25 protein-coding genes are annotated in these 23,388 nt (G+C 64.3%); 17 read left to right on the top strand and 8 right to left on the bottom strand.

Annotated elements, in window-relative coordinates:
- Positions 1–66: 66 nt before the first annotated feature.
- Positions 67–2,511, bottom strand: coding sequence for a TonB-dependent receptor (locus ACYCVF_RS03710; protein WP_459597186.1), 2,445 nt, complete (start codon positions 2,509–2,511; stop codon positions 67–69).
- A 429-nt stretch (positions 2,512–2,940) separates the two neighbouring features.
- Between ACYCVF_RS03710 and ACYCVF_RS03705 the strand changes: the two genes are divergently transcribed.
- Positions 2,941–5,040 carry a PQQ-dependent dehydrogenase, methanol/ethanol family gene (locus tag ACYCVF_RS03705; RefSeq protein WP_459597185.1) on the top strand — a complete coding sequence of 700 codons (2,100 nt, stop codon included), beginning with the start codon at positions 2,941–2,943 and terminating at the stop codon, positions 5,038–5,040.
- Between the two features lie 90 nt (positions 5,041–5,130).
- Positions 5,131–5,769: a response regulator transcription factor gene (locus ACYCVF_RS03700; RefSeq protein WP_459597184.1), complete on the top strand. Its 639-nt coding sequence runs from the start codon at positions 5,131–5,133 to the stop codon at positions 5,767–5,769.
- A 23-nt stretch (positions 5,770–5,792) separates the two neighbouring features.
- Here ACYCVF_RS03700 and ACYCVF_RS03695 read toward each other — a convergent pair whose 3' ends face one another.
- The gene (locus ACYCVF_RS03695; RefSeq protein ID WP_459597183.1) at positions 5,793–7,151 is read right to left on the bottom strand and encodes a histidine kinase; all 1,359 of its coding nucleotides are present in this window, start codon (positions 7,149–7,151) and stop codon (positions 5,793–5,795) included.
- Between the two features lie 209 nt (positions 7,152–7,360).
- Here ACYCVF_RS03695 and ACYCVF_RS03690 point away from each other — a divergent pair, with 209 nt between their 5' ends.
- Both ACYCVF_RS03690 and fghA read left to right on the top strand, forming a co-directional pair.
- Positions 7,361–7,981, top strand: a complete 621-nt coding sequence (locus tag ACYCVF_RS03690; RefSeq protein ID WP_024342534.1) for a response regulator — start codon at positions 7,361–7,363, stop codon at positions 7,979–7,981.
- Positions 7,982–8,049: 68 nt separating this feature from the next.
- Positions 8,050–8,895: an S-formylglutathione hydrolase gene (gene fghA / locus ACYCVF_RS03685; protein ID WP_459597182.1), complete on the top strand. Its 846-nt coding sequence runs from the start codon at positions 8,050–8,052 to the stop codon at positions 8,893–8,895.
- Between the two features lie 40 nt (positions 8,896–8,935).
- Here fghA and ACYCVF_RS03680 read toward each other — a convergent pair whose 3' ends face one another.
- Positions 8,936–9,508 (bottom strand): DUF3280 domain-containing protein, encoded by a 573-nt coding sequence (locus ACYCVF_RS03680; RefSeq protein ID WP_459597181.1) that lies wholly within the window; start codon positions 9,506–9,508, stop codon positions 8,936–8,938.
- Positions 9,509–9,582: 74 nt separating this feature from the next.
- On the opposite strand from ACYCVF_RS03680, the gene ACYCVF_RS03675 reads away from it, so the two are divergent.
- The 6 genes from ACYCVF_RS03675 to ACYCVF_RS03650 all read left to right on the top strand — a co-directional run bounded on the left by ACYCVF_RS03675 (position 9,583) and on the right by ACYCVF_RS03650 (position 14,493).
- A complete protein-coding gene (locus tag ACYCVF_RS03675) occupies positions 9,583–10,764 on the top strand; it encodes an ABC transporter substrate-binding protein (RefSeq protein WP_459597180.1) in 1,182 nt (393 codons plus the stop codon).
- A gap of 107 nt (positions 10,765–10,871) precedes the next feature.
- The gene (locus ACYCVF_RS03670) at positions 10,872–11,816 is read left to right on the top strand and encodes a YVTN family beta-propeller repeat protein (protein WP_459597179.1); all 945 of its coding nucleotides are present in this window, start codon (positions 10,872–10,874) and stop codon (positions 11,814–11,816) included.
- A complete protein-coding gene (locus ACYCVF_RS03665) occupies positions 11,813–12,619 on the top strand; it encodes an ABC transporter ATP-binding protein (RefSeq protein WP_459597178.1) in 807 nt (268 codons plus the stop codon). The genes ACYCVF_RS03670 and ACYCVF_RS03665 overlap by 4 nt, the downstream gene beginning before the upstream one ends.
- Positions 12,616–13,464: an ABC transporter permease gene (locus tag ACYCVF_RS03660; RefSeq protein WP_459597177.1), complete on the top strand. Its 849-nt coding sequence runs from the start codon at positions 12,616–12,618 to the stop codon at positions 13,462–13,464. The genes ACYCVF_RS03665 and ACYCVF_RS03660 overlap by 4 nt, the downstream gene beginning before the upstream one ends.
- Positions 13,461–14,069 carry a hypothetical protein gene (locus ACYCVF_RS03655; protein WP_459597176.1) on the top strand — a complete coding sequence of 203 codons (609 nt, stop codon included), beginning with the start codon at positions 13,461–13,463 and terminating at the stop codon, positions 14,067–14,069. Before ACYCVF_RS03660 ends, ACYCVF_RS03655 begins: the two co-directional genes overlap by 4 nt.
- Before the next feature lie 121 nt (positions 14,070–14,190).
- On the top strand, positions 14,191–14,493 hold the full coding sequence (locus ACYCVF_RS03650; RefSeq protein WP_459597175.1) for a copper-binding protein: 303 nt from the start codon (positions 14,191–14,193) through the stop codon (positions 14,491–14,493).
- A gap of 55 nt (positions 14,494–14,548) precedes the next feature.
- Here ACYCVF_RS03650 and ACYCVF_RS03645 read toward each other — a convergent pair whose 3' ends face one another.
- Together ACYCVF_RS03645 and ACYCVF_RS03640 are read right to left on the bottom strand one after the other, a co-directional pair.
- A complete protein-coding gene (locus tag ACYCVF_RS03645) occupies positions 14,549–15,109 on the bottom strand; it encodes a PQQ-dependent catabolism-associated CXXCW motif protein (RefSeq protein WP_459597174.1) in 561 nt (186 codons plus the stop codon).
- Positions 15,106–15,990: a substrate-binding domain-containing protein gene (locus ACYCVF_RS03640; RefSeq protein ID WP_459597173.1), complete on the bottom strand. Its 885-nt coding sequence runs from the start codon at positions 15,988–15,990 to the stop codon at positions 15,106–15,108. Before ACYCVF_RS03640 ends, ACYCVF_RS03645 begins: the two co-directional genes overlap by 4 nt.
- A 126-nt stretch (positions 15,991–16,116) precedes the next feature.
- Between ACYCVF_RS03640 and ACYCVF_RS03635 the strand changes: the two genes are divergently transcribed.
- Both ACYCVF_RS03635 and ACYCVF_RS03630 read left to right on the top strand, forming a co-directional pair.
- Positions 16,117–17,040, top strand: coding sequence for a quinoprotein relay system zinc metallohydrolase 2 (locus tag ACYCVF_RS03635; protein WP_459597172.1), 924 nt, complete (start codon positions 16,117–16,119; stop codon positions 17,038–17,040).
- Positions 17,041–17,093: 53 nt separating this feature from the next.
- Positions 17,094–17,912, top strand: a complete 819-nt coding sequence (locus tag ACYCVF_RS03630) for a quinoprotein dehydrogenase-associated SoxYZ-like carrier (RefSeq protein ID WP_459597171.1) — start codon at positions 17,094–17,096, stop codon at positions 17,910–17,912.
- A 22-nt stretch (positions 17,913–17,934) separates the two neighbouring features.
- On the opposite strand, the gene ACYCVF_RS03625 is transcribed toward ACYCVF_RS03630, so the two are convergent.
- Positions 17,935–18,291, bottom strand: coding sequence for a hypothetical protein (locus tag ACYCVF_RS03625; RefSeq protein ID WP_459597170.1), 357 nt, complete (start codon positions 18,289–18,291; stop codon positions 17,935–17,937).
- Between the two features lie 87 nt (positions 18,292–18,378).
- Here ACYCVF_RS03625 and ACYCVF_RS03620 point away from each other — a divergent pair, with 87 nt between their 5' ends.
- Genes ACYCVF_RS03620 through ACYCVF_RS03600 form a run of 5 tightly spaced genes read left to right on the top strand, consistent with a single transcriptional unit; the run spans position 18,379 to position 22,045 of the window.
- The gene (locus ACYCVF_RS03620; RefSeq protein ID WP_459597169.1) at positions 18,379–19,359 is read left to right on the top strand and encodes an ABC transporter substrate-binding protein; all 981 of its coding nucleotides are present in this window, start codon (positions 18,379–18,381) and stop codon (positions 19,357–19,359) included.
- A gap of 1 nt (position 19,360) precedes the next feature.
- Positions 19,361–20,098 carry an ABC transporter permease gene (locus ACYCVF_RS03615; RefSeq protein WP_459597168.1) on the top strand — a complete coding sequence of 246 codons (738 nt, stop codon included), beginning with the start codon at positions 19,361–19,363 and terminating at the stop codon, positions 20,096–20,098.
- Positions 20,088–20,828 carry an ABC transporter ATP-binding protein gene (locus tag ACYCVF_RS03610; RefSeq protein ID WP_459597167.1) on the top strand — a complete coding sequence of 247 codons (741 nt, stop codon included), beginning with the start codon at positions 20,088–20,090 and terminating at the stop codon, positions 20,826–20,828. Before ACYCVF_RS03615 ends, ACYCVF_RS03610 begins: the two co-directional genes overlap by 11 nt.
- A 48-nt stretch (positions 20,829–20,876) precedes the next feature.
- Positions 20,877–21,671, top strand: coding sequence for a pentapeptide repeat-containing protein (locus ACYCVF_RS03605; protein ID WP_459597166.1), 795 nt, complete (start codon positions 20,877–20,879; stop codon positions 21,669–21,671).
- Between the two features lie 26 nt (positions 21,672–21,697).
- The gene (locus tag ACYCVF_RS03600) at positions 21,698–22,045 is read left to right on the top strand and encodes a hypothetical protein (RefSeq protein ID WP_459597165.1); all 348 of its coding nucleotides are present in this window, start codon (positions 21,698–21,700) and stop codon (positions 22,043–22,045) included.
- 10 nt (positions 22,046–22,055) lie between these two features.
- On the opposite strand, the gene ACYCVF_RS03595 is transcribed toward ACYCVF_RS03600, so the two are convergent.
- Both ACYCVF_RS03595 and ACYCVF_RS03590 read right to left on the bottom strand, forming a co-directional pair.
- On the bottom strand, positions 22,056–22,265 hold the full coding sequence (locus tag ACYCVF_RS03595; protein WP_459597164.1) for a hypothetical protein: 210 nt from the start codon (positions 22,263–22,265) through the stop codon (positions 22,056–22,058).
- Positions 22,266–22,405: 140 nt separating this feature from the next.
- Positions 22,406–23,281 (bottom strand): hypothetical protein, encoded by an 876-nt coding sequence (locus ACYCVF_RS03590; RefSeq protein ID WP_459597987.1) that lies wholly within the window; start codon positions 23,279–23,281, stop codon positions 22,406–22,408.
- Between the last annotated feature and the right edge of the window lie 107 nt (positions 23,282–23,388).

The raw sequence follows: 23,388 nt of genomic DNA, 5'->3' as shown, positions 1-23,388 counted from the left end.
GGGCTCCCGCGTGGAAGAGGAGACAGAGCTGGCCCCTGAAACACCCGTACGCCAACTGCGCCACATTCAGAACGTCACCCGCATGCCCGCATAGAACGCTCGCGGCCTTGCCGGGCTCAGCGAGCGCGGGTCGGTGAAGTCTGCGCCGCCATTGGTGAAGTTGGGCAAGGCGTCGCGATCGAAGAACTGGCCGTAGGTCACGTAACGCTTGTCGAACACGTTGTCGACGCGGCCGTAGAGCTGGATGTTCTTCGCGACCTGGTAGGAGGTGTGGAGATTGAACACCGTATAGGACGGCAGCTTCGCGAACTGGTTCGACTCGTCGCCGACGATGTATTGGCTGGAGACGAACAGCGCGTTGCCGCCGACCTTCCAGACGTCGGTCACGGCGTAATCGACGCCGACCTTGACGCGGTGGCGCGGAATCGCGGGAATCTGGTTGCCGGGCCTCACCTGGATGGTCTCGCTGGCATCATCGGCGAACGGGCTTTCCGAGCCGAGCTCGAGCGGATCGAGGAAACGCGCATCGACGAAGGCGTAGCTCGCCTGGAACTGAAGCGTGGGCGACTTGATGTTGACTTCGGCCTCGAGCCCCTGCCGCCGTGTTCGGCCGACGTTTGAGAAATAGCCGAAGCCGGTCCGGCCAACGACCGGCACCGCCATGATGTCGTCGTGATTGGTGGCGCGGAAGCCGCCGATCTTCCATCCCAGAGTGCCGATGTTCAGTTCCTTGGTGCCGCGGAAGCCGGCCTCCACGGTCTTGGAGACGACCTGCTTCAACGGCGGATCCGCAACCAGGAAGGCCGCGATGAGACAGGGCCTGGCGGGATCCGCGCAGCCGAGCTCGAGCGGTGTCGGCACGCGGTTAGCCTCGGAATAGCCGGCATAGGCGGTCAATTCCGGCGTGATCTTGTAAGTGCCGCCAATGATCGGATTGAAACGGGTGAACGTGTGATATCCGTTCAACGCAGTCCCGAGCTGGTCTTCCAGCGAGATCCGCGCCGCGTTGAAGCGACCGCCGCCCGTGATGGCGAACGCGTCCGTGACGTTGAACGTATCCATCGCGTAGAGGCCATTATACTGATTGACGGTCCGCAGCGACACGGGACCGGCAACGGGATCTGCCGCGGGAGTCGGCCCCAGGAAAACGCCACTGCCGCTGACGACGTAGTTCTCTCCCATCGAGCCGATTTCGGAACTGGCGTTGTAGCGCGTGACACTGGCGTCATAGGTTGCGCCCATCACGAAGCGGTTGTCATGGCCGAACAGTTGATCGGTGTTGGTGGCTTGCCCCGAGACGCCGAATGTGGACGAACGGATCGAGCCCCGGTCGATCGCGCCGAGGATCGTTCCCGGCGCATAGGGGTTGGCGAGCTGACCGCCGCCCGCGCCGTTGGCGGGTGAGGTGTCGTCGCCGAAGCAGAGCAGCGCCGGATCTGCAGCACACTCCTCCACGTCCGTTGGATTGCCGTCGACGATGTTCTGCTCGAACCTGCGCACACGGGCGGTGCCTTCGAGCGTCCAGGTCGGCGTCGCATCGACCTTTCCGGTCAGGTTGAGATAGCCGACGCGGTTGGTCGTCGTTTGCGGCGTCGTGTAGGTTGCGCCCCAGTATTTATCCAGCAGCTCGGCCGGGACGGTGGCGCTTGCGCCGAAATTGTTTTTGGCGGCCCCCATGTTGACGTGGAATTCGCTGTCGCCAGCCCTGTAACCGACATCGCCGTAGAAGCGCCGAACAGTCGATTGGGAGAAATTGCGGAAACCGTTGTCGCGCAGGCCTTCGAGCGCGGCGTAGACTGCGTAATTCTGATCGACCTGCTTGCCCCATTGCGCCGACCCCTGGATGCGGCCGAACGAGCCGCCCATGACGTCGAGCTCTGCGCCCTGATAGGTGAAGCCATCCTTCATTTGCAGGTTGAGCGCGCCGCCAAGCGCGTTGAGGCCGAAGGCCGGGTTGTTGGTGACGAGCGTCACCGATCTGATCGCGGCGGTGGGAATCAGGTCCCAATTGACGGCGTCCGAGAAGGCTTCGTTGATGCGGACGCCGTTCTGGTACACGGCAAGGCCCTGCGGCGTGCCCGTCACGGGAGAAGCGACGAAGCCGCGGAACTCGACGTCAGGCGTGAACGGATTGCCGGTGACTTCGCTGATGTTGACGCCGGGGATGTTGTCGCGCAACGCATCGGTAATGTTCAGCGAGTTGGTGCGCTTGATCTGGCTCGCATCGACCGCGTTGATCGCCGAGGGGACCTTGTCGACGTCGAGACCCCCGCCGGTGCCTGGCGATGTCGGGTAGACATAGAGCCGAGTCCTCGGGGCGGCCGACCCCGCCGCCCCTATGCGCGCGACCGGTCGCGCGGGCGCCGCACGCCTCGTTGTCGACGGTGGTGCGGACACCTCGACCGGTGGCAGGTTCTGGATGTTGGTCTGCTCGTCCTGCGCGGCGACCGCGTCGGTTGCGACGACCATTCCCGTGGAAATTGAAAGTACGATCAGACCGCGAACGCCCATCCCTGCCGTCTCCACCCACATTTTCCGGCAATCTTGTTCCGCGCCGGTTACGCAAACGTACAGGCCAAAAGCCAGAGCGCACCAGCCGTAAAAGGTCCGCCCGCTCCGCGGCAAGAATTCCCGACTAAATCGGGAATTCTTCCCGATCCAGCCGCGGGCGGCTGTCGACCGGCCCCCAGCCCTCTCGGGAACTATTCCCGGCTTCGGCGAGACTTTATGCTCAACCCGACGACGGACCTCTGTGCAATCCTTGGCTCGACATCGTGACCAGGTCGCGAGTCATTCATCCGTAGACTTAACACCCCGCCCTCGTGGCGGGGTGCCTTTACGGGAAGCAAAAGAAAAGAAATGCGGGAGGAAACGATGAGGCTGCGGGATCGCTTTTCCGTTCGAGGTTCATTTGTATGGCGAGTCCGCAGCAGTCTTGTCATGGGGCTCGTCACGAGTTTTGGCCTCGCCGCGTACATCCCCGCCGCAGACGCGCAGGATTCCGCAAAGAGCTTGACGCCTGACGGCATCAAGGCCGCTATCTCCGCGATCGACAGCGCCTACATCAAGGCGAATACCGCGACATCCACCAACTGGCCGACGATCGGCCTGGACTATGCCGAGACGCGCTTTTCGAAGCTCAATCAGATTACGGCCGACAACGTCAAAGGCCTCGGCCTGGTCTGGACCTACAATCTCGAATCTTCGCGCGGGGTGGAAGCGACCCCGGTCGTCGTCGACGGCATCATGTACCAGACGGCGTCGTGGAGCGTCGTGCACGCCATCGACGCGCGCACCGGCAAGCGCATCTGGACCTTCGATCCGCAAGTCAACCGCGAACTCGGCTACAAGGGCTGCTGCGACGTCGTCAACCGTGGTGTCGCCCTCTACAAGGGCAAGGTGTTCGTGGCCGCCTATGACGGCCGCCTGATCGCGCTCGACGCGGCAACCGGCAAGAAAGTCTGGGAAAAGGACACACTGATCGACCGCGAGCACTCCTACACCATCACCGGCGCGCCGCGCGTCTTCAACGGCAAGGTCGTGATCGGGCAAGGCGGCGCAGAATATGGCGCGCGGGGCTACGTCACCGCGTACGATGCCGAGAACGGCAGCCAGCTCTGGCGCTGGTTCACGGTGCCCGGCGATCCGTCGAAGCCGTTCGAGGACGAATCCATGGAGAAGGCGGCCAAGACCTGGGATCCCGCCGGCAAGTATTGGATCAACGGCGGCGGCGGCACGCCCTGGGACACCATCACCTTCGATCCGGACCTCAATCTCGTCTATATCGGCACCGGCAACGGCTCACCCTGGAACCGGAACGTCCGCAGCCCCGCCGGCGGCGATAATCTCTACCTCGCCTCGATCGTGGCACTGAACGCCGACACCGGCAAATACGCCTGGCACTATCAGGAGACGCCCGGCGATCACTGGGACTATACCTCGACCCAGCCGATGATTTTGGCCGACATCAACATCGACGGCGCGCCGCGCAAGGTCATCCTGCACGCGCCCAAGAACGGCTTCTTCTTCGTGATCGACCGCACCAACGGCAAGTTCATCTCGGCGAAAAACTTCGTCGATGTGAACTGGGCGACCGGCTACGACGCCAACGGCAGGCCGATCGAGGTGCCGGCCGCGCGCGGCGATGCGGCCTACGACTCGATCCCCGGACCCTACGGCGCCCACAACTGGCATCCGATGTCGTTCAATCCGCAAACCGGGCTGGTTTATCTGCCGGCCCAGAACGTGCCGCTGAACCTCATTCCGGAAAAGAACTTCAAACAGAATGCCGCAACGCCGGGCAAATTCGGCGGCGCCACCGGCTGGAATGTCGGCTTCGTGCTCAACGGAGAGCCGCCCAAGAGTCTTCCGTTCGGACGCCTCGTCGCATGGGATCCGGTCAAGCAGAAAGAAGCCTGGCGTGTCGAATATCCCTCGCCATGGAACGGCGGTACGCTGACCACGGCCGGAAACCTGGTGTTCCAGGGCACCGCGGATGGACGCTTCGTCGCCTATGACGCCAGGACTGGCAAGACGCTGTGGGAAACACCGACCGGCACCGGCGTCGTCGCGGCGGCTTCGACCTACATGCTAGATGGCGTGCAGTATGTCTCGATTGCCGTCGGCTGGGGCGGAGTCTATGGCATCGCGCAGCGGGCGACCGAGCGGCAAAATCCCGGGACCGTCTACACGTTTGCGCTCAACGGCAAGGCCCCGTTGCCAGAGTTCGTGAAGTATCAGACCGAAGGCCTGCTCCAGGGCGTCAAATACGATCCGAAGGACGTGCCGGAAGGGACAGCACTCTACGTCGCCGCTTGCGCGACCTGCCATGGTGTTCCCGGCGTCGACAAGGGCGGCAATGTCCGCAATCTCGGCTACGTGCCGGCAGAGACGATCGCCAACCTCAAGGACATCGTGTTCAAGGGGCCGTTCCGCGACAGGGGCATGCCGGACTTCACAGGGAAGCTGACGGAAGCCGACGTCGTGAAGATTCAGGCTTTCATCCAGGGCACTGCCGACGCGATACGACCGAAGAAATGACTGCAGGGTTGCTGCAAGCCCTGCCGCTGCTCATCTGGCGCTCACGATGGTCGTCAGGCCTTGAAGCAACCCGCATTTCAGAGAGTTCCATTGAGCCCGATCCTCGTCGTGGATGACCACCCCATCATTGCCGAGGCCTGTCGCATCGTGCTGGGCGATGTCGAAGACGTCGTCGCTGCCCGCGACGTGCCGAGCGGATATGAAGCATTCCTGGAGCACCGGCCTGGTGTCGTGATTCTCGACCTGACCTTCCCCGGAGAAGCTCTGGGTGGCGTCGACCTGCTGCACCGCATTTCCTCGGATGCGCCGCTCGCACGCATCCTGGTTTTCAGCATGCATGCGGACGCCAATATCGTCGCTTCCGCGATCAAGGCTGGAGCCATCGGCTATCTGCTGAAGGATTCTCCGCCGGATGAGCTGCCGAAGGCAGTGCGTCAGGTTCGGCTCGGCCATCGCTATGTCGACGAGAGGATCAATCTGCGCGGCGTGCCCTTGCCCGACCACGTCGATTCCGGCGGAATCGCCATACTGACACGCAGAGAAAGAGAAGCGCTCACCCTGCTTGGCGAGGGAATGTCCTATTCTGCGATCTCCGAAGAGCTGGATATCACGGCTCGGGCCGTCGCCCGGCTCATCAAGCAGGCAAAAGCCAAGCTTGGCATCCGTCGCACGAGCGACCTGCTCCGCCGTGCCCGCGAGCTTGCGGCCGGAGACGATAGCTCGAACTGACGCGTGACTTTTCCCCTCCGAGATCAGGCCGCCGCCGTCGGGACCAGCGCTTCCACGGTCAAACCGCCTTCGCCGGAGACGACGTTGAGCGTTCCGCCAAGCGCCAAAATCCGCTCCCGCATTCCGACGAGGCCGAAACCGAGCGTCTGACCCGGCTCCATGCCGCGCCCGTTATCGCTGACGCGCACCCGGGCGCAGCCGCGGCCGTCCCGCGCCATTTGCTCCACCGGCTCGATGACGACATTGACCGAGGTCGCGTCGGCGTGGCGGAATACATTGGTGAGCGCCTCCTGCACGATCCGATAAATGGTGAGATCGGCGGTCTCGCCGGTGACGCCGAGCGCCGGCGAGATCGAGGTCTCGATCGCCACGTCGGGATGCGACTCCCGCCACAGCCGCGACAGGGATTCGAGCGCCTTGCTCAGGCCGAGCTCGGCGAGGCCCACGGGTCGAAGGCGCTCCAGCACGCGGCGGTTGAACTGCTGCAGTGCATTGATCTGCTCCAGCATGGCGCTGCCATGTTTTCGCACGGCATCCGCGCTCGGGTCGCGTCCGTCCGCCAGCTTCGCCAGCGCGCTGGCATGCGCGCGCAGCGAGAACAAGTAAGGCCCGAACTCGTCATGGAGCTCGCGCGCAATCTCCTTGCGCTCGATGTCCTGAAGCGACACCGCGCGCTCGGCGAGGCGCCGCTTGTCCTCGACCGCCTCACCAAGTGTCGCCGCAAGGTGGTTGAGCTTGGTGCAGATCGCGGCGAGTTCCGGCGCGCCGCCCGGCGCGACACGGGCCTCGTAGTTCCCGCCTTCGAGTTTTCCCATTGTCTCCGCCAGCGACTGGAGCGGTGCCAGCGCCCGGCCGACCACGTTCATCATCAAGAAGAACAGCGCGAGCGCGATCACCGAGCCGACCTCGAGCTGGGTCACGATGCCGTCCCAGATCTCGGCGATCTCGTCATCGGGATGCGAGGTGATCACGAGTGAGCCGGGCTTGCCCTGGATCGAGACGGGCACGCTGACTGCGGTCTGCTCGGGATGAACCAGGCCGACGAACCAGGCCGGCGGGGCACGCGTGTCGGCGTCGGGATCAAGCCGGGGCGTCGTAAGCGGATGGCCGCCGGCGTCCCGAAGCGTGATGCTGACATGGCGCAGGCGGCTGAGATCGCGCGCGATCTGGTTCAGCCGGGCGTCCGGATCCGGCGCGTCGTTGAGATCCGCCACGATCATCTCGATGAACTCTCGGGCAAGGCGGATCACGCTCTGGTCCTCGGCCTGTACGCGCGGCCCGGCTTCCGCGACCTGCCGGCCGATATTGACGGCGAGCCCGAGTGCCAGCAGCAGCGCCAGCAAGAGGTTAATGCGCCCGCGCAAGGATAGATTTTGCCACATTGGTATCGCTCGTGCCCCGCGAAGGTTTTGCCCGCACCTGTCTGATGACGTTGACAGAGGCGAAGCGGCGGATATCTAATCGGAAGCGTACAGCAATCCCGGCCGGGTTGCATGAGGCCACATGAGACGCGCAGCTCCTCATGCCGGCACCATGCGGCGCAAAACAGGCAAATTCCAACACGGGGGACGTGCTGTCGCGGGGAACGCCTATGCGCATTCTGATCGTCGACGATCATCCCATTGTCGCCTCCGGCTGCCGTGCCGTGCTGGCCGACGAGGGCGAGATCGAGATTTTGGAGGCCGCCGACGCCGAAGACGGCGAGTGCGTCTTCATCGTCGAGCGTCCCGACCTCTGCATCATCGACATCAACCTGCCGACCGTCTCCGGATTCGAGCTGGCGCGCCGCATCCTCGAACGCGCGCCCGAAGCCCGCATCATCATGTTCAGCATGAACGACGACCCCGCCTTCGCGGCGCGCGCGATCGAATGCGGCGCCAAGGGCTACGTCTCCAAGACCGGCGATCCCGACGATCTCGTCGAGGCGATCCGCGCCGTCAGCGGCGGCGGCACGTACCTTCCAACCGCGATCGCGCGCAGCATCGCCTTTGCGGGGCCGACGCTGGCGCAAAGCCCGCTGTCGAAGCTGAATGCGCGCGAAATGGAGATCCTGCGGCTGCTCAGCGCCGGAAAGAGCCTGTCCGAGATCGCGTGGCTGGTGCAATCATCCTACAAGACGGTTGCCAACACCTCGTCCATCATGCGCCAGAAGCTCGGGGTGAAAACCTCGGTCGAGCTGGTTCGGCTGGCGATCGACAGCGGCGTCGCCTGACGACGCCACAAATTCGGTCACATAAGCGGTGCACTCTTGAGTGGCGAGATGCCACGGAGCTATTGGGCATGACGATCCAGACTGTCTCGACGAACAGATCCTACGGCGGCGTGCAGGGCGTCTATCGCCATGCGAGTGAGGCAACCGGAACCGACATGGTGTTCTCGGTCTATGTTCCGCCGCATGCGGACGGCGCCAAGCTGCCCGTTGTCTGGTACCTCTCCGGGCTCACCTGCACGCATGCCAACGTCACCGAGAAGGGCGAATTCCGCAAGGCCTGCGCCGAGCTCGGCCTGATCTTCGTCGCGCCCGACACCAGCCCGCGTGGACCGGACGTGCCGGGCGACGCCAACAATGCCTATGATTTCGGCCTGGGCGCCGGCTTTTACGTCGATGCGACGCAGGAGCCGTTCGCGCGCAACTATCGGATGTGGAGTTACGTCACCGACGAACTGCCCAAGCTCGTTGCCGGGAACTTCCCCGTAGATCCCAAGCGCCAATCGGTGATGGGCCATTCGATGGGCGGTCACGGCGCATTGACGGTGGCGCTGCGCAATCCGCACCGCTTTCGCGCGGCCAGCGCGTTCGCGCCGATCGTCGCGCCTTCGCAAGTGCCCTGGGGCATCAAGGCGCTGACCGGCTATCTCGGACCGAACAAGGACGCCTGGCGCACTCACGACACGGTGGCACTAATCGAGGACGGCGCGAAGTTTTCCAGCTTCCTCGTCGACGTCGGCGAGGCCGACAATTTCCTGAAGGAGCAGCTCAAGCCGGAGCTGCTCGAAGCCGCCTGCACCAAGGCAGGCATCCCGCTGACGCTGCGACGGCAGGCCGGCTACGACCACAGCTACTATTTCATCTCGACCTTCATGGGCGATCACCTGCACTGGCATGCGGAGAGGTTGAAGGGGTGAGCTCTTCTGCCTTGCCCGCTTGCGGGAAGAGGCGCCCACCCTACTCCGGCCGTCCGTAGTTCGGCGCCAGCAAGCGGTTGCGGATCAGATAGCTCATCGTGCGCGTCCAGGCTTCATCGGTGTTGCCGCGCATGTCGGCGCTGGCGACGGTGATCATGTTGCCGGTCTTCACGTCGCGCAGATAGATGTTGAGGTTGATGATCAGGTTCGAGACCTTCTGCACGAGGCCGGTGATCTCCAGCTCGGCGCCGATCTGCCCGGCAAGCTTGAGGTCGCAACCACCACAGGCCTGCAAGTTCGCGCGACGGGCGGCGTCCCTGACCGGCGCGATGTCGAGTACCTGGAACCTGCCTGACCCGGCCAACTCCTTGCGCAGTTGCTCGCCGATGCTCTCCAGCCGTGCCTGCTCAGGCTTGGAGCCATAGAACTCGCCGGGCAGGCTGGTGTCGATCAGCTCGAAATCGAACACCGCGAGTTTCGGCGGATCGGCGAGCGCGACCGAACCCGTCAACAACAAGGCGGCGAAACATATCAATGCTCGCATGATCGTGATTCCAGGCCTCGAGCACGCGGGGACGAAATGCGGGGTTGCATGCCCCGACAAATCGGTCATGCTTTAGCAGAGACAATTCTCCACCTGCGGTCAAGCCGGGGAGAACGCTCGGAGGAAATGGGTCTGGAGGAAACATGATCCGATGGTTGGTCGGCCTGATCGGCCTGGGTGCCGCCGCGACGAGCACGCTCGCGGCCGACCCGGTCACGATCGGCGTCGGCTATCTCGGCGTCGCCGGCACCAGATCGACACTATCGCTGGCCGAGCAACCCGCCGAGAATGACGGTGTTGCCGGCGCGCGACTCGCCATCGAGGACAACAACACCACCGGGAAATTTCTCAACCAGCGTTTTACGCTGGAGGAGCGCCGCATCAAGGAAGGCGAGGACGTCGTGCAGGCAGCGACCGCGCTCGCCGAGAAGAACAGCTTCATCGTCAGCGACCTGCCGGCCGATGCGTTGCTGAAGGTCTCGGACGCCCTACGCGAGCGCGGCACGCTGCTGTTCAACGTCGGCGCAATCGACGAGCGGCTGCGCGAGGCCGATTGCCGCACCAACGTCATCCACACCGCACCGACGCGCGCGATGCTGGCGGACGCGCTCGGCCAATATCTGGTGTGGAAGCAGTGGAAGCGCTGGCTGCTCGTGGTCGGCTCGCATGACGAGGACAAGCTGTTCGCCGATGCGCTCCGGCGCACCGCGACGCGGTTCGGCGCCAAGATCGTGCAGGAGCGCACGTTCGAGGACAAAGGCGGCGCCCGCCGTACCGATAGCGGCGTGACGCTGATCCAGCGCCAGATGCCTGTCTTCACCCAGCAGGCGCCGGCCTATGACGTGCTGGTCGCCGCCGACGAGAGCGAGGTCTTCGGCGCGTATTTGCCCTATCGCACCTGGGATCCGCGGCCCGTCGCGGGCTCGGCCGGACTCGTGCCGCGCAGCTGGGACGCGGCGCAGGACCAGTGGGGTGCGATCCAGATGCAGAACCGCTTCTTCAAGTTGAATTCGCGGCGCATGACCGCGCTCGACATGCAGGCCTGGACCGCGGTGCGCATGATCGGCGAAGCCACCTCGCGCACCAATTCCGGGGACGCCAGGAAGGTGACCGATTTCATCAAGGGCCCGGATTTCTCGGTCGCCGCATTCAAAGGCACGCGGCTCACCTTGCGCGACTGGAACCTGCAACTGCGCCAGCCGATCCTTCTGGTCGACGGTCGCATGGTGGTGTCGGTGTCGCCGCAGGAGGGATTCCTGCACCAGGTCTCCGAGCTCGACACGCTCGGCTACGATCGTCCGGAGAGCAAATGCAAGTTGAAATGAGCGAGATGGGATCGAGAAGCCGCCACAACCACGCTGCGCCCCCTCCCCCGCTTGCGGGGGAGGTGAAGACAGCCCGTGGACAGGCGTCGCGCATCCTGGAGACAGCGTTGCTGGTAGCCCTTGTACTGGTGGCGGCGCCGGCGCACGCCTTCATCGCCTACGTCTCGAACGAGAAGAGCAACACGGTCTCGGTGATCGACACCGACAGCTGGACGGTGACCAAAACCATCAAGGTCGGCCAGCGCCCCCGCGGCATCGATTTCACGCGCGACGGCAAGTTCGTGATGGTCGCGGTCGGCGACGACGACACCATCCAGGTGATCGATGCCAAGACCCAAGCCGTGGTCGACAGCCTGCCCTCCGGACCCGACCCCGAGCTCTTCGCTCAGGACGCCGCGGGCAAATTCCTCTACGTCGCCAACGAGAACGACAACACGGTGACCGTGATCGACCTCGAGAAGCGCGCCCGCCTGGGCGACATCCAGGTCGGAGTCGAACCCGAGGGCATGACCATCAGTCCTGACGGCAAGACGCTGATCAACACGTCCGAGACGACCAACATGGCGCATTTCATCGACACAGCCTCGCGCCAGATCGTCGCCAACGTGCTGGTCGACGCGCGCCCGCGCTTTGCCGAGTTCAAGCACGACAGTTCGGAGCTATGGGTGTCTTCGGAGATCGGCGGGACCGTGTCGATCATTGATCCGAAGAAGCATGAGGTGATCGGCAAGGTCGCGTTCGAGATTCCGGGCCTGCGGAAAGAGGCCATCCAGCCGGTCGGCATCGGCATGACCAAGGACGACAAGACCGCCTTCGTCGCACTCGGCCCCGCCAACCGCATCGCCGTGGTCGACGTCGCCACGCGCAAGGTGACGAAGTACCTGCTGGTCGGACAGCGCGTCTGGCACGTGGCGTTCACGCCCGACGAAAAGTACCTGCTCACCACTAACGGCGTGTCGAACGATGTCTCCGTCATCGACGTCGCCGCGCAAAAGGTGATCAAGACCATCCAGGTGGGCGAGCTGCCCTGGGGCGTCACGATCGCGCCATGACCAGCCCTGCCCCGATCACCGAGCCACGTGAGATGCCGATGCTCGATCCGGCCACGGTACCGGCATTGTCGATCGAGGGCGTCGGCCATTCCTACGGGTCACGGCGCGCGCTGATGGACGTCTCCTTCAACGTGCAGCCCGCGAGCTTCACGGCGCTGCTGGGCCTTAACGGCGCCGGCAAGAGCACGCTGTTTTCGCTGATCACGCGCCTGTTCGGCATCCAGTCCGGCCGTGTCGCCATCTTCGGCCACGACATCAGCAAGAGCCCGGGCGAGGCGCTGCGGCTGCTCGGCGTCGTGTTCCAGCCGCGCACGCTCGATCTCGACCTCTCGTTGACTCAGAACCTGCTCTATCACGCCGCTCTTCATGGCATCAGCTGGCGCGAGGCAGCCGCGCGCAGTGCCGCATTGCTCGGCCGTATCGGGCTCGAAGAGCGTGCCGGCAGCAAGGTGCGCGACCTCTCGGGTGGGCAGATGCGGCGGCTGGAGATCGCACGGGCGCTGCTGCACCGGCCCCGGCTGCTGTTGCTGGACGAGCCGACCGTCGGCCTCGACGTCAAGGCGCGCGCCGACATCATCAGCCACGTCCGCCAGCTCGTCACCGGGCAAGGCATTGGCGTGCTCTGGGCGACCCATCTGTTCGACGAGATCATGCCGGGCGACGATCTCGTGGTGCTGCACCAGGGCAAGGTGCTGGCGCAGGGGCCGATGAGCCGCGTCATTTCCGAAGCCGGTGCGCAGGACGTCAACACCGCCTTCATGCGCCTGACCGGCGCGCAAACCATGCCGGGAGGCGGGGCATGAGCAGCATCACGGCGCATGATACGCCGCGCGGCTTCTCCGCCGCGGAGTACATGACGTGCCTCACCGGCATCGTCTGGCGCGAGGGCCTGCGCTTCCTGCATCAGCGTGAGCGCTTCGTCTCGGCGCTGGTGCGCCCGTTGGTGTGGCTGTTCATCTTCGCCGCCGGCTTCCGCCAGGTGCTCGGCATCTCCATCATCCCGCCGTATGAGACCTACATCCTCTACGAGGTCTATATCGCGCCCGGGCTGATGGCGATGATCCAGCTCTTCAACGGCATGCAGTCCTCGCTCTCGATGGTCTATGACCGCGAGATGGGCAACATGCGCACGCTCCTGGTGAGCCCGCTGCCGCGCGGGTTCCTGCTGTTCTGCAAGCTGCTCGCGGGCACCGCCGTGTCGCTGCTCCAGGTCTATGCGTTTCTCTTGATCGCCTGGCTGTGGGACATCACCCCGCCGCCCTGGGGCTACCTCACCGTGCTGCCGGCGCTGATCCTGTCCGGGTTGATGCTGGGCTCGCTCGGCATGCTGATCTCCTCGGGCATCAAGCAGCTGGAGAATTTCGCCGGCGTGATGAACTTCGTGATCTTCCCGATGTTCTTCGCCTCGTCCGCGCTCTACCCGCTCTGGCGAGTGCAGGAGGGCAGCCCCTACCTCTATTATCTCTGCGAGGCCAATCCGTTCACCCATGCGGTCGAGTTGATCCGCTTCGCGCTCTATGGGCAGATCAACTGGATCTCGCTGGCGGTGGTCGCAAGCTGCACAATCGTCTTCATGATCGGAGCGATTTTGGCCTATGATCCCTCGCGCGGGCTGGCGCGACGCGGTCCTGCGGGAGGCGAAGGATGAAGGTCTGGCTTCTGGCTGCCATGGTGATCGCGCTGTCCGGCGCGGCCGCGCACGCGGCCGATCCGCGCTTTCCGGATTGGCCCTGCACCCAGGCCAAGGTGCCGGAGATTTCGCTCGCGGCCGTCTGGGCCGGTCCGCCGCTCGACGACGTCCAGAACAAATGGCAGGACGACGCCAAGGTCAGCGCGCTGGTCGCGAAACTGGCGGCACGCAAGACGTCGTTGGACGAGGCCGAGAAATCGGTGAAGGAGTTTCTGGCGGCCTCCGGTTCCGACAAGGCGACGAATGCGAAGCTGCTATTTGCCGGCCTGTTCGACACGCTCAATGCTCAGCGCTCGCAGGTCATGAACGGGCTCGAACGCGTCAGCCGCAAGCAGCGCGAGGCCGCCGACAAGATTCGCGAGGAAACGCTCCAGCTCCACACCCTGCAAGGCGCGACACCCCGAGACGAAGCCAAGGTCGAGGCGCTCAGCAACGAGCTGATCTGGAAAACCCGCATCTTCGAGGACCGCACCAAGGTGGTGCGCTTCGTCTGCGAGGTTCCAACCACGATCGACCAGCGCCTGTTCGCGCTGGGGCGCGTGATCCAGCAGGAAATGGAATAGCGTCAACATCGCTGACGGCTTACGAAAGTTCCGCAACCATTAACCTTTTACCGCGCTATTCGCCGGAACCAAATCGATCCAGGATGCCTTGTCGAATGAACCCATACGTCGGGAGGCCTCGATGGGAACAACAAGATTCATCTTCGCGGGCGCTGCGGCCCTTAGCTTGCTCGCATCAAGCGCATTTGCCGAAGACATGACCGGAATGATCACGCGGATCGACCGGCTCAACGGCACGATCTCGATCCAGCAGACGCAGAAGGGTACGGTCGGCGCCAGCGCTGGCAGCGCCGGCGCGCTCCAGGAGTACAAGACCAAGGATGCCGCGATGCTGGATGCCGTCCATGCCGGTGACAGGGTGAATTATACGGCCACCGAGACGAACGGCACCGGTACGCTGACGAAGCTGCAGAAGCAGAAGTAACGGAACTGCTCCGGACCTCTCTCCGCCTGCGGAGAGAAACCGCACCTTCGCCTGATCACTGCTGCTCAGGGCGCGGCTCCGGTTGCGCTTCCTCGGTCGGAAGCGTCGCGCGTTCCCAGCCGTCGGTGCCGTCGGGGAACCAGGCGACGTTTGAATAGCCGTAAGCCAGCGCACGCTTGGCGGCATTCCAGGACATCCAGCAATCGGCGAGGCAATAAATCACGAGCAGGGCGGCCTTGTCGCCGCGCGAGGCGCGCGCGAGGCCGCGCTGGAGATAATCGTCCATGGCGGGCGGCAAGATGCCGTAGCCGGTGTCCGGCAGCCAGATGCTGCCCGCGATGTTCCTGCGCGGCGCATCGCGCCAGACGGTGCCTGCGGGAAGGCCTTTCGGCTTCGGCGGCCGCGGCATTACGTCGACGAACGCGCCGCCGTTCGCGCGCCAGATCGCCGCTGCCTCCTCGGTGGTGAGCACGCGCGCGCCGGCAAGCGTCGCCGGCACCGGCGCACGATAGTTGTCGGTGCGATAGCCCTCGGGCTCGAATGGCTCCTGCTGCTGCGCCAACGCCGGTGCCACGAGCAGGGCGGCGACGAACACAGCGGCAAGAGGCCGCCTCATGGCGTCTTCTTGGCGGTCTCCCCGCCGAGTGGGCGATTGCTCTCGTCCAGCAGCGGGACGCCGAAATCGAGCAGGATCTTGTTGATCTCACCCTGATTGTCCTGGATCAGCTTGTTCAGCTGCCGCTTCCAGTTCTGGTCGGCAGGACGCACGCCCATGCCGATGCGATAAACCAGCTTCGGCCCGGTGGTTTCCTTCACCAGCGGCGTGACATGGAGCGAAGAGCCGGCTTGCTTCGCGTAGTAGCCGGCCATCGGGCCCCACAGCACGCCGGCGTCGATCTTGCCGGCAACAAGGTCGTCGACCATCGCCCGCGCCGAATTGTCGAAGCGCGTATCGATCATCAACTGATAGGGCTTTGCATCACCCATCAAACCCGCCAGCGCCATGTTGGTTGCCGGCGGCGTGCCGGCGACGATACCGATACGCTTGCCCTTCAACTTCGGATCCTCGAGTATATCGACGTCCTCAAGCCCGCTGCCCGCCTTCGCGACCAGCGCATAGGTCGTACGGTAATAGGGATTGGTGCCCTGCACGAGATCGTCGCCTTGCGGGAAGCCCATGATGACGTCGCAGCGGTGGGCACCCAGCGTCATTCGCACGAAGCCGCTGGCCTGCGGAAAGAAGACGTAGTCGAGCTTCTTCTGCAGCTTGTCCGCAAGAAGCTCGGCCAGCTTGTTCTCGAACCCCTCGCCCTTGTCGTTGGAGAACGGCAGATTGCGCGGATCGGCGCAGACGCGCAGCACCTTGGGATCGACCAGTTCGAATGAGAGATCGCCGGTCTCGCTGGTCTGCGCGATGGCGGAAGCGCCGAACGCGCAGGATGCGACCACGACCCACAGCGAAAACAACCAGCGACGATGTCGTCCGACCTGCGTCATCGTGCTTCCTCCTCGTTTTGATTGAATGCTATCCATGCAACGCATGACGCGCCACCTGTGCCAACTTTGCGCTGGCCTTGCTTGCTGCAGTGCAATGAGACGAATCCTATGAACTGAGGCGGAAAAGTGTCTCGCATCGCTCTGATGATCGCAGCCTGGTTCCTGCTGGGAGCAACGCTAGCACGCGCTTGGGCAGCCGAATTGCCTGTGAGCGAAGTCGCACCGGGAATCTTCGTACACTCCGGGACCATTGCCCTGATGACCCGCGAGAACGAGGGCGACATTGCCAATGTCGGCTTCATCGTCGGCCAGGACGCGGTCGCCGTGATCGACACCGGCGGCAGCCTTCGCGAAGGCGAGGCGCTGCTGGCCGCCGTGCGGGCCCGCACGCCCAAGCCGATCCGCTATGTCATCAACACCCACGGGCATCCCGACCATGTCTTCGGCAATGCCGCCTTCGTTGCGGAGGGGGTGAGCTTCGTCGGCCACAGCAGGCTGCCGCAGGCATTTGCGACGCGGGGACCATTCTATCTCGACAATTTCCGCCGCATCATGGGCAGCGAACTGATCGATCCCGTCAAGATCATTGCCCCGACCATACTCGTGACCGACGCGATGACGCTCGATCTGGGGTCGCGCCGCCTGACCTTGCGTGCCTGGCCGGCCGGACACAGCGACAGCGACTTGACCGTTTACGATGAGACGACCAAAACGCTGTTCGCGGGCGACCTCGTCTTTCTTCGCCACATTCCGGTCATGGACGGCAGCATCCGCGGCTGGCTCGAAACACTGAAGGGATTGGAAGCAATCCCGGCGCTCCGCGTCGTTCCCGGTCACGGCCCCGTGAGCGACTGGCCTGCCGCGCTGAGCGATGAACGGCGCTACCTGTCAACGCTGCTGTCCGACGTCCGCACGCTGAACAAGAATGGCGAGCCGATCCGCACTGCCGCGGACAAGGCGGCCGCCTCGGAACGGTCGCATTGGCAGCTGTTCGACGACTACAACGCTCGCAACGCAACCGCAGCATTCTCGGAAATTGAATGGGAGTAGCGGGCGCGCTAGGCTGTCGCCAACGATCGTTTCGTCCGCGCGGGATCATGACCATGACGGGATGCACACGCCGCCTGACTCTCACCGCCCTGCTGCTCAGCATGGCTTTCGCAATGCCGGCGCAGGCTGAAGAGGCTCATGATCCCTGGCCGGGCCTGGTGCAGGACATCTTCGGCAGCCGTCCGATGAACGACGGCAGCGCCGTCATCGGCATCGAGATGCCATACCGCGCGGAGGATGCGGCCATCGTGCCGGTGACGCTGCGCAGCAAGCTGTCGCCCGGTGATGCGCGCCGCATCCGTTCGATCACGCTGGTGATCGACCGTAATCCCGCACCGATGGCGGCGAAGTTCGAGCTAGGGCCGGACGCGAACGTCACGGAGATCTCGACACGCGTGCGCGTCAACAACTACACCGATGTCCACGCGGTCGCCGAGCTCAGCGACGGCCAGCTCTATATGTCCAAGACTTACGTGAAGGCGTCCGGCGGCTGCTCGGCGCCGGCGGGCAAAAACGTCGAGGAAGCCAAGAACCGACTCGGCAAGATGCGCTACCGCCAGTTCGCACGCGAGGATGCGCCGGCGAGCCGCGTCCGCGAGGCGCAAATCATGATCGGCCATCCCAACAATTCCGGTCTCCAGATGGACCAGGTCACGCAGCTCTACATTCCCGCGTTCTTCATCAACCAGTTGAAGCTGACGCAGGACGACAGCCCCGTGCTGTCGATGGAAGGCGGCATCTCGATCTCGGAAGATCCCAACCTGCGCTTCACCTACGTGTCCAACGGCGCCAAGCGTTTCCGCGCGGAAGCAAAGGACACGGACGGGCACGTGTTCCGCAACGAGTGGGATGTGGAGAAGCCGGGGACGTGATCTCGGCGCTTCGCGCCACCGACTAGAAGCACCTCACCTCGGCTTCCGCCTGCGCGCGGCGTAGATCGTTCACGGCCGAGTTCGCCTGCTCCGACGTGCGGAATTGGACGCCGAGATTGCCGCGCACCTGCGACATGCTGAGCGCGGTCTCGGCGGTGACGTAGCGCCCATAGGGCATGATCGAGGCGACCACATCGATCGAGCAGGAACATTGCTCGATCGCAGCCCGTGTCTCGCCGTTGGCCTTCATGCAGCCATAGACGTATTCGGCGCGCGCCGACGTGGGATAATCGTTGGCCTCCTCGGCCCGAGCCCCGCATGCTGTCCACGTCAATATCAATGCGGCGACAATCGGTCGTAGCTGTCCCGCCAGTTTCATGCGCATCCTCCCAATGGTTGCGACGAAAGCTATGCTATGCGTATTGTCCTGAAAAGCGCTCTGTCAGAGGAAACGGCTCACAAGGTGATGAGAGTACCCGGTCGAATATTGGCGCTTGCGGTGACGCTGGCGTTGATGCCAGCCGCACCCGGCCGCGCCGCGGAGACGATCCGCCTTGCGGTGCAGAAGACCGGAACGTTCTCTTGGGAGCTGGCCGCGATCCGCGCGGGCGGTCTGGACAAGGAGGCAGGCCTGTCGCTCGAGGTCGCCGAACTCGCGAGTACCGAGGCCGGCAAGATCGCGATGCGTGCAGGCAGCGCCGATATCATCCTGTCGGACTGGCTGTGGGTCTCGCGCGAGCGTGCGCTCGGCGCCAAGCTCACCTTCTATCCTTATTCGAGCGCGCTCGGTGCGGTGATGGTACCCGCCAACTCGCCGATCAAGACACTCGCAGACCTGAAGGGCCGCAAGCTAGCGGTCGCCGGTGGTGCGATCGACAAGAGCTGGCTGCTGCTCCAGGCGCGCATGAAGCTGGACGGCATCGACTTGAAGTCGCAGGCAACGATCGTCTACGGCGCCCCGCCCCTGATCGCCGCCAAGGCGCTCGATGGCGAAATGGATGCGAGCCTCAATTTCTGGAACTTCTGCGCCCAGCTCGAGGCCAAAGGTCTGAGACGCCTCACCGGCATCGAGGACATCTTGCCGAAACTGGGCGCCAAGGGTGCGGTCTCGGCCGTCGGCTACGTCTTCGATGAGAGCTGGGCCGCGAGCCATCGCGGCGCCGTGGCGCGCTTCATCGCGATGACGCGCAAGGCCAAAGAGCTGCTGGCGACCTCGGATGAGGCCTGGGACAAAGTCGCGCCGCTCACCGGCACAACCGACCCGGCCGTGCTCAAGACCTACCGCGACCGCTACCGCGACGGCATTCCGCGCCGGAGCATCGATGACGAGGAAAAGGACGCGCGCGTGCTCTACCGCGTGCTGGCCGAGATTGGCGGCCGCGATCTCGTCGGCCCGGCGGCCGAGCTCGATCCAGGCACCTTCTATCACGCAGTCCCCGGAGACTGAGGTGCTGCGTCTTCTCTCGTTCGCCCTGTTCCTCGCGATCTGGTGGATCGCCGCGTTGTTCGTCGGCGGCGCGAAACTGCCCTCCCCGCCGGCCGTGCTCCAGGTCATGATCGCGGAGGCCTCATCCGGCGCGCTGTTCGTGCATCTCGGCGCCACGCTGGCGCGCGTCACGCTCGCCTTCACCCTGGCGATGTCGCTCGGCAGCGCGATCGGCTATCTGATGGGCCGGGTCAAGCTCGCCGACCGGCTCGGCGATCCCTGGCTCATCCTGCTGCTGAACTTGCCCGCATTGGTCGTGATCGTGCTGGCCTATATCTGGGCTGGACTCACCGAGGCCGCCGCGATCGCAGCGATCGCCATCAACAAGCTCCCGACCGCGATCGTCACCTTGCGCGAGGGCACGCGCGCGCTCGACCGCTCGCTCGACGAGATGGCGAGCGTGTTCGCGATGCCGCGCTGGCGCGCCTTCCGCCACGTCGTGCTGCCGCAGCTTGCGCCCTATATCGCAGCCTCCGCACGCTCCGGGCTGTCGCTGGTGTGGAAGATCGTGCTGGTCGCCGAGCTCCTGGGTCGGCCTAACGGCGTCGGCTTCGAGATCGGCATCGCCTTCCAGCTGTTCGACACGCCGCGCCTGCTGGCCTATTCCCTGACCTTCGCCGCCGTCGTGCTCGTCATCGAAACCTTGCTGGTGCAGCCGTTCGAAGCCCGTGCAAACAGGTGGCGCCCCCGTGCGGCTTGAGGTCGAGATCACAGGAAAGACCTTCAGGAGTGCCGCGGGCGGAACGCACGAGGTACTTGCGCCTGTCAAATTCGCGCTTCAATCCGGCGAGGTCGGCGTGCTCATCGGCCCGTCCGGCTGCGGCAAGAGCACGATGCTGCGCATTATCCTGGGACTGGACCACGACTTTGCAGGCCGCGTCGCGCGACCGCCGGAGGCGCGGATCGGCATGGTATTCCAGGAGCCGCGGCTGCTGCCGTGGCGCTCGGTCGAGCAGAATGTACGGCTTGCGGCGCCGAATATTTCCGACGCGAAGCTCTCGGAGCTGTTTCGTATCCTGGAGCTGGAAGCGCATCGCAGCCACTTCCCCGGCGAATTGTCGCTCGGCCTTGCCCGCCGCGTCGCACTGGCCCGTGCCTTCGCGGTCGAGCCAGATCTCCTGGTGCTCGACGAGCCCCTCGCCTCACTCGACGATGCGCTCGCCGGCCGCTTGCGCGACGAGATCGTGACGCTGGTCGCGAGCCGTCCGGTGATGACGCTGCTCGTCACCCACAGTCTCGACGATGCGATCCGGCTCGGCGACCGCCTGTTTTTCTTGTCGCCGCGTCCCGCGCGGATCGTGCAGGAGCTTCCGATCGCCATCCCGCGCGCTGCGCGCAGCGAGGCCGAGATTGCGGCGATCAGGACCGAGCTTGCACGGCGCATTCAAGCGGAACAAGGCGACGTTCACGCCGGGCGGGATGTCTCATAGGCAACCGCGCGAGACCCGTGCTAAATTGGGTCGCAGCGGAGTCTGCTGATGAAGCGAAGGATCGCCCTGACGGCACTTGGCCTTGCTCTGCTCGCGACAACGACGCGCGCGCAGGACATGATGCGCGATCTCGATCTGACATCACCCGCCATGGTCTCCGCCGAGATGAGCCGGCAGGAGGTCGAGGCCGCGCTGGCCAAAGCGAGCGCCGGCGCCCCCGCCGATTTGACCGGCAAGCGGTTATCGGGGCTCGATCTCAGTGGTCTCGACCTGACCAACGTAATTCTCCGTGCGGCACGGCTCAACAAGACGAAATTCGCCGGCGCCCGGCTTGATGGGGCGATCCTCGATCAGGCGTGGCTGCTGGATGCAGATCTCACGGGCGCGAGCCTGAAGGGTGCCAGTTTGTTCGCGTCACAGATGGCACGTGCTCGCCTCGACGGCGCCGATCTGACTGGTGCACGCATCACGGCAGATCTCACCGGCGCGAGCATGGTCGGCGCGTCGATCGCGGATGCGCATCTCGGTGCCGACATGCGCAACCAGTCGATGGGGCTGATGCGCGCGGTGCTGAGATCCGCCAATCTGGAACGGCTGAACGCGCGCAACGCCGATTTGTCACGCGTCGACCTTGAATTCGCGGTCCTCAGGGGCGCCGACCTGAGCGGTGCATCGCTGAAAAACGCCCAACTCGGCGGAGCCGATCTGACCGGCGCCATCGTCATCGACGCCGATTTCGACGGCGCCGATCTCGCCTCGGCGAAGCTGATCGCGCCGAACGGCCTTGACCGCGCCAAAAATTTCGACAAGGCAAAGAACCGCGAACGCCTGATCAGGGAATGACGGCGCGCCTGTGGGAGGACTGCTTGATGCGTTGGATTCTGGCATTGATGCCGTTGTTGACGCTTGCCGGCGACGCCGCCGCGCAGACCAAGGGCAAGGGCATCCGGCTCTGGAACCTGACGGCTGAGACGATCTCCGGCTTCCAACTCGCACCGGCCGGCAAGACCGACTGGGGTCCGAACCAGTGCTTGAACGACAAGGACAAGGAAGTCGATCACGACGAACGGCTGCGCATCACCGGTGTCGAGCCCGGTCGCTACGATGCGAAGGTCAGCTATCCCAATGCGCGGCAGTGCATCGTCCGGGATATCGAAATCAAGGCGGATGCGGTGTTCTCGATCGCCGACAAGGATCTGCAGGACTGCACGAAGTAGCGCGGGCTCCTCACGCCCTGTCGTTCGGGCGTGGATATTCGCAGCGCCAGCGCACCGCATGCCATTTCGGGTGCTCACCAACCCATTGCGCGATATAGGGCGGCGCGGCCATCGCGCATTGCCGCGGCGACCCGGAATAATTGAACATCAAATGCTGCTCCTCGCAGGTCGCAGGCGAGAGCACCGCACACACGGTCACCACCAAGTCAATCGGGTTCATGCCAGGATCCTCTCGCAAGGGGCAATGGACAGATTATCACGAAATCTTACGTCCCAAGGAGGGAGAAGTTTCAATCCGGAGTGAGAACTGGAAGCCCTCTATTCGTTCTTCCTGCAGGCGAGAGAGGCGAAGATCCGGCCCTAGAAGTTAACTCCAAATACCAGACGTGCCTGATGCCGCTCGAAATTGACGAGGTCGAGATTAGCCCTCGATCCGGCCGGACGTCCCCAAGCCTGCATGCTCCAGCTCATGGTCAGCCGCGAACGCTCCGAGAGCTGGAAGTAGGCGGTTGGGCCGGCGAACAGGGCCTGCCCTGAGAACTCACCGAGGCCGATTCCCTCATACTGCCTGAAATAACGCATCTCCCCGCCGAGCAGAATGTTCGGTCGCACGCGCGCCAAGCCGGCAAACGCCGCGCCGACCGTCGAGCTCTTCTCGGACTGCCCTGCCATCTCGAAGCGCGCCCATTCCGGCTGATAGATCAGATTGAGCGCACCGATGACGAAATTCGGAACCAGCTCGCGGTCGAAAGCCAGCGTGAAATCAGTGCCATACATCCGCCCCTTGGCGCCGCTGGTCTCGTCGATGCGGTCGCCATGCAGCTCGGCGGCGACGGTGAAGCCAAACGGCGCGCGTTGCCGGTCGAGCAGGCGATAGCGCAGGTCGAGCGAGGCGCCATGGAAGTTGAACTGGCGGCGATCGTCGATCTGAGGGACGCCGGTGATGTCGTGCAAGCTGGCGGTGCCGCCGATCTCGATGCGAAAATTCGGCAGCGGTACCACCTCGATCTCGACCTCGTGTGAGAGGGCGCGATAGGCGACCCCGCCTTTACCGAGGCGCCCTGTCGTCTGGGTCTGGAATTCCCGCTCGCCGACATGGCCGATGTCGGTGCCGACCATGAAACCGAAGATGTGCTCGGTATCGAAGCCCTCCTCGGCGCTGACGCATGCTGGTGCCAGCGCGGCCATGCACGCGACCGCCCACCCGAACTTGCCAGCCCCGCCGTGCATCCCCATGCCCCCGAAGGCGTGCGCCACCTGATGCGGCGCTGACGAGGCGCGAGCGTAACACACTGCCGCACATCGCGATCTGGATTTTCATCAGGAGGATTGAAGAAGCTCGG

It is taken from the genome of Bradyrhizobium cedriense (genome assembly GCF_054602315.1).
Note: the sequence above shows the minus strand (reverse complement) of the source record. Positions and strands in the feature narration are given on the sequence as shown.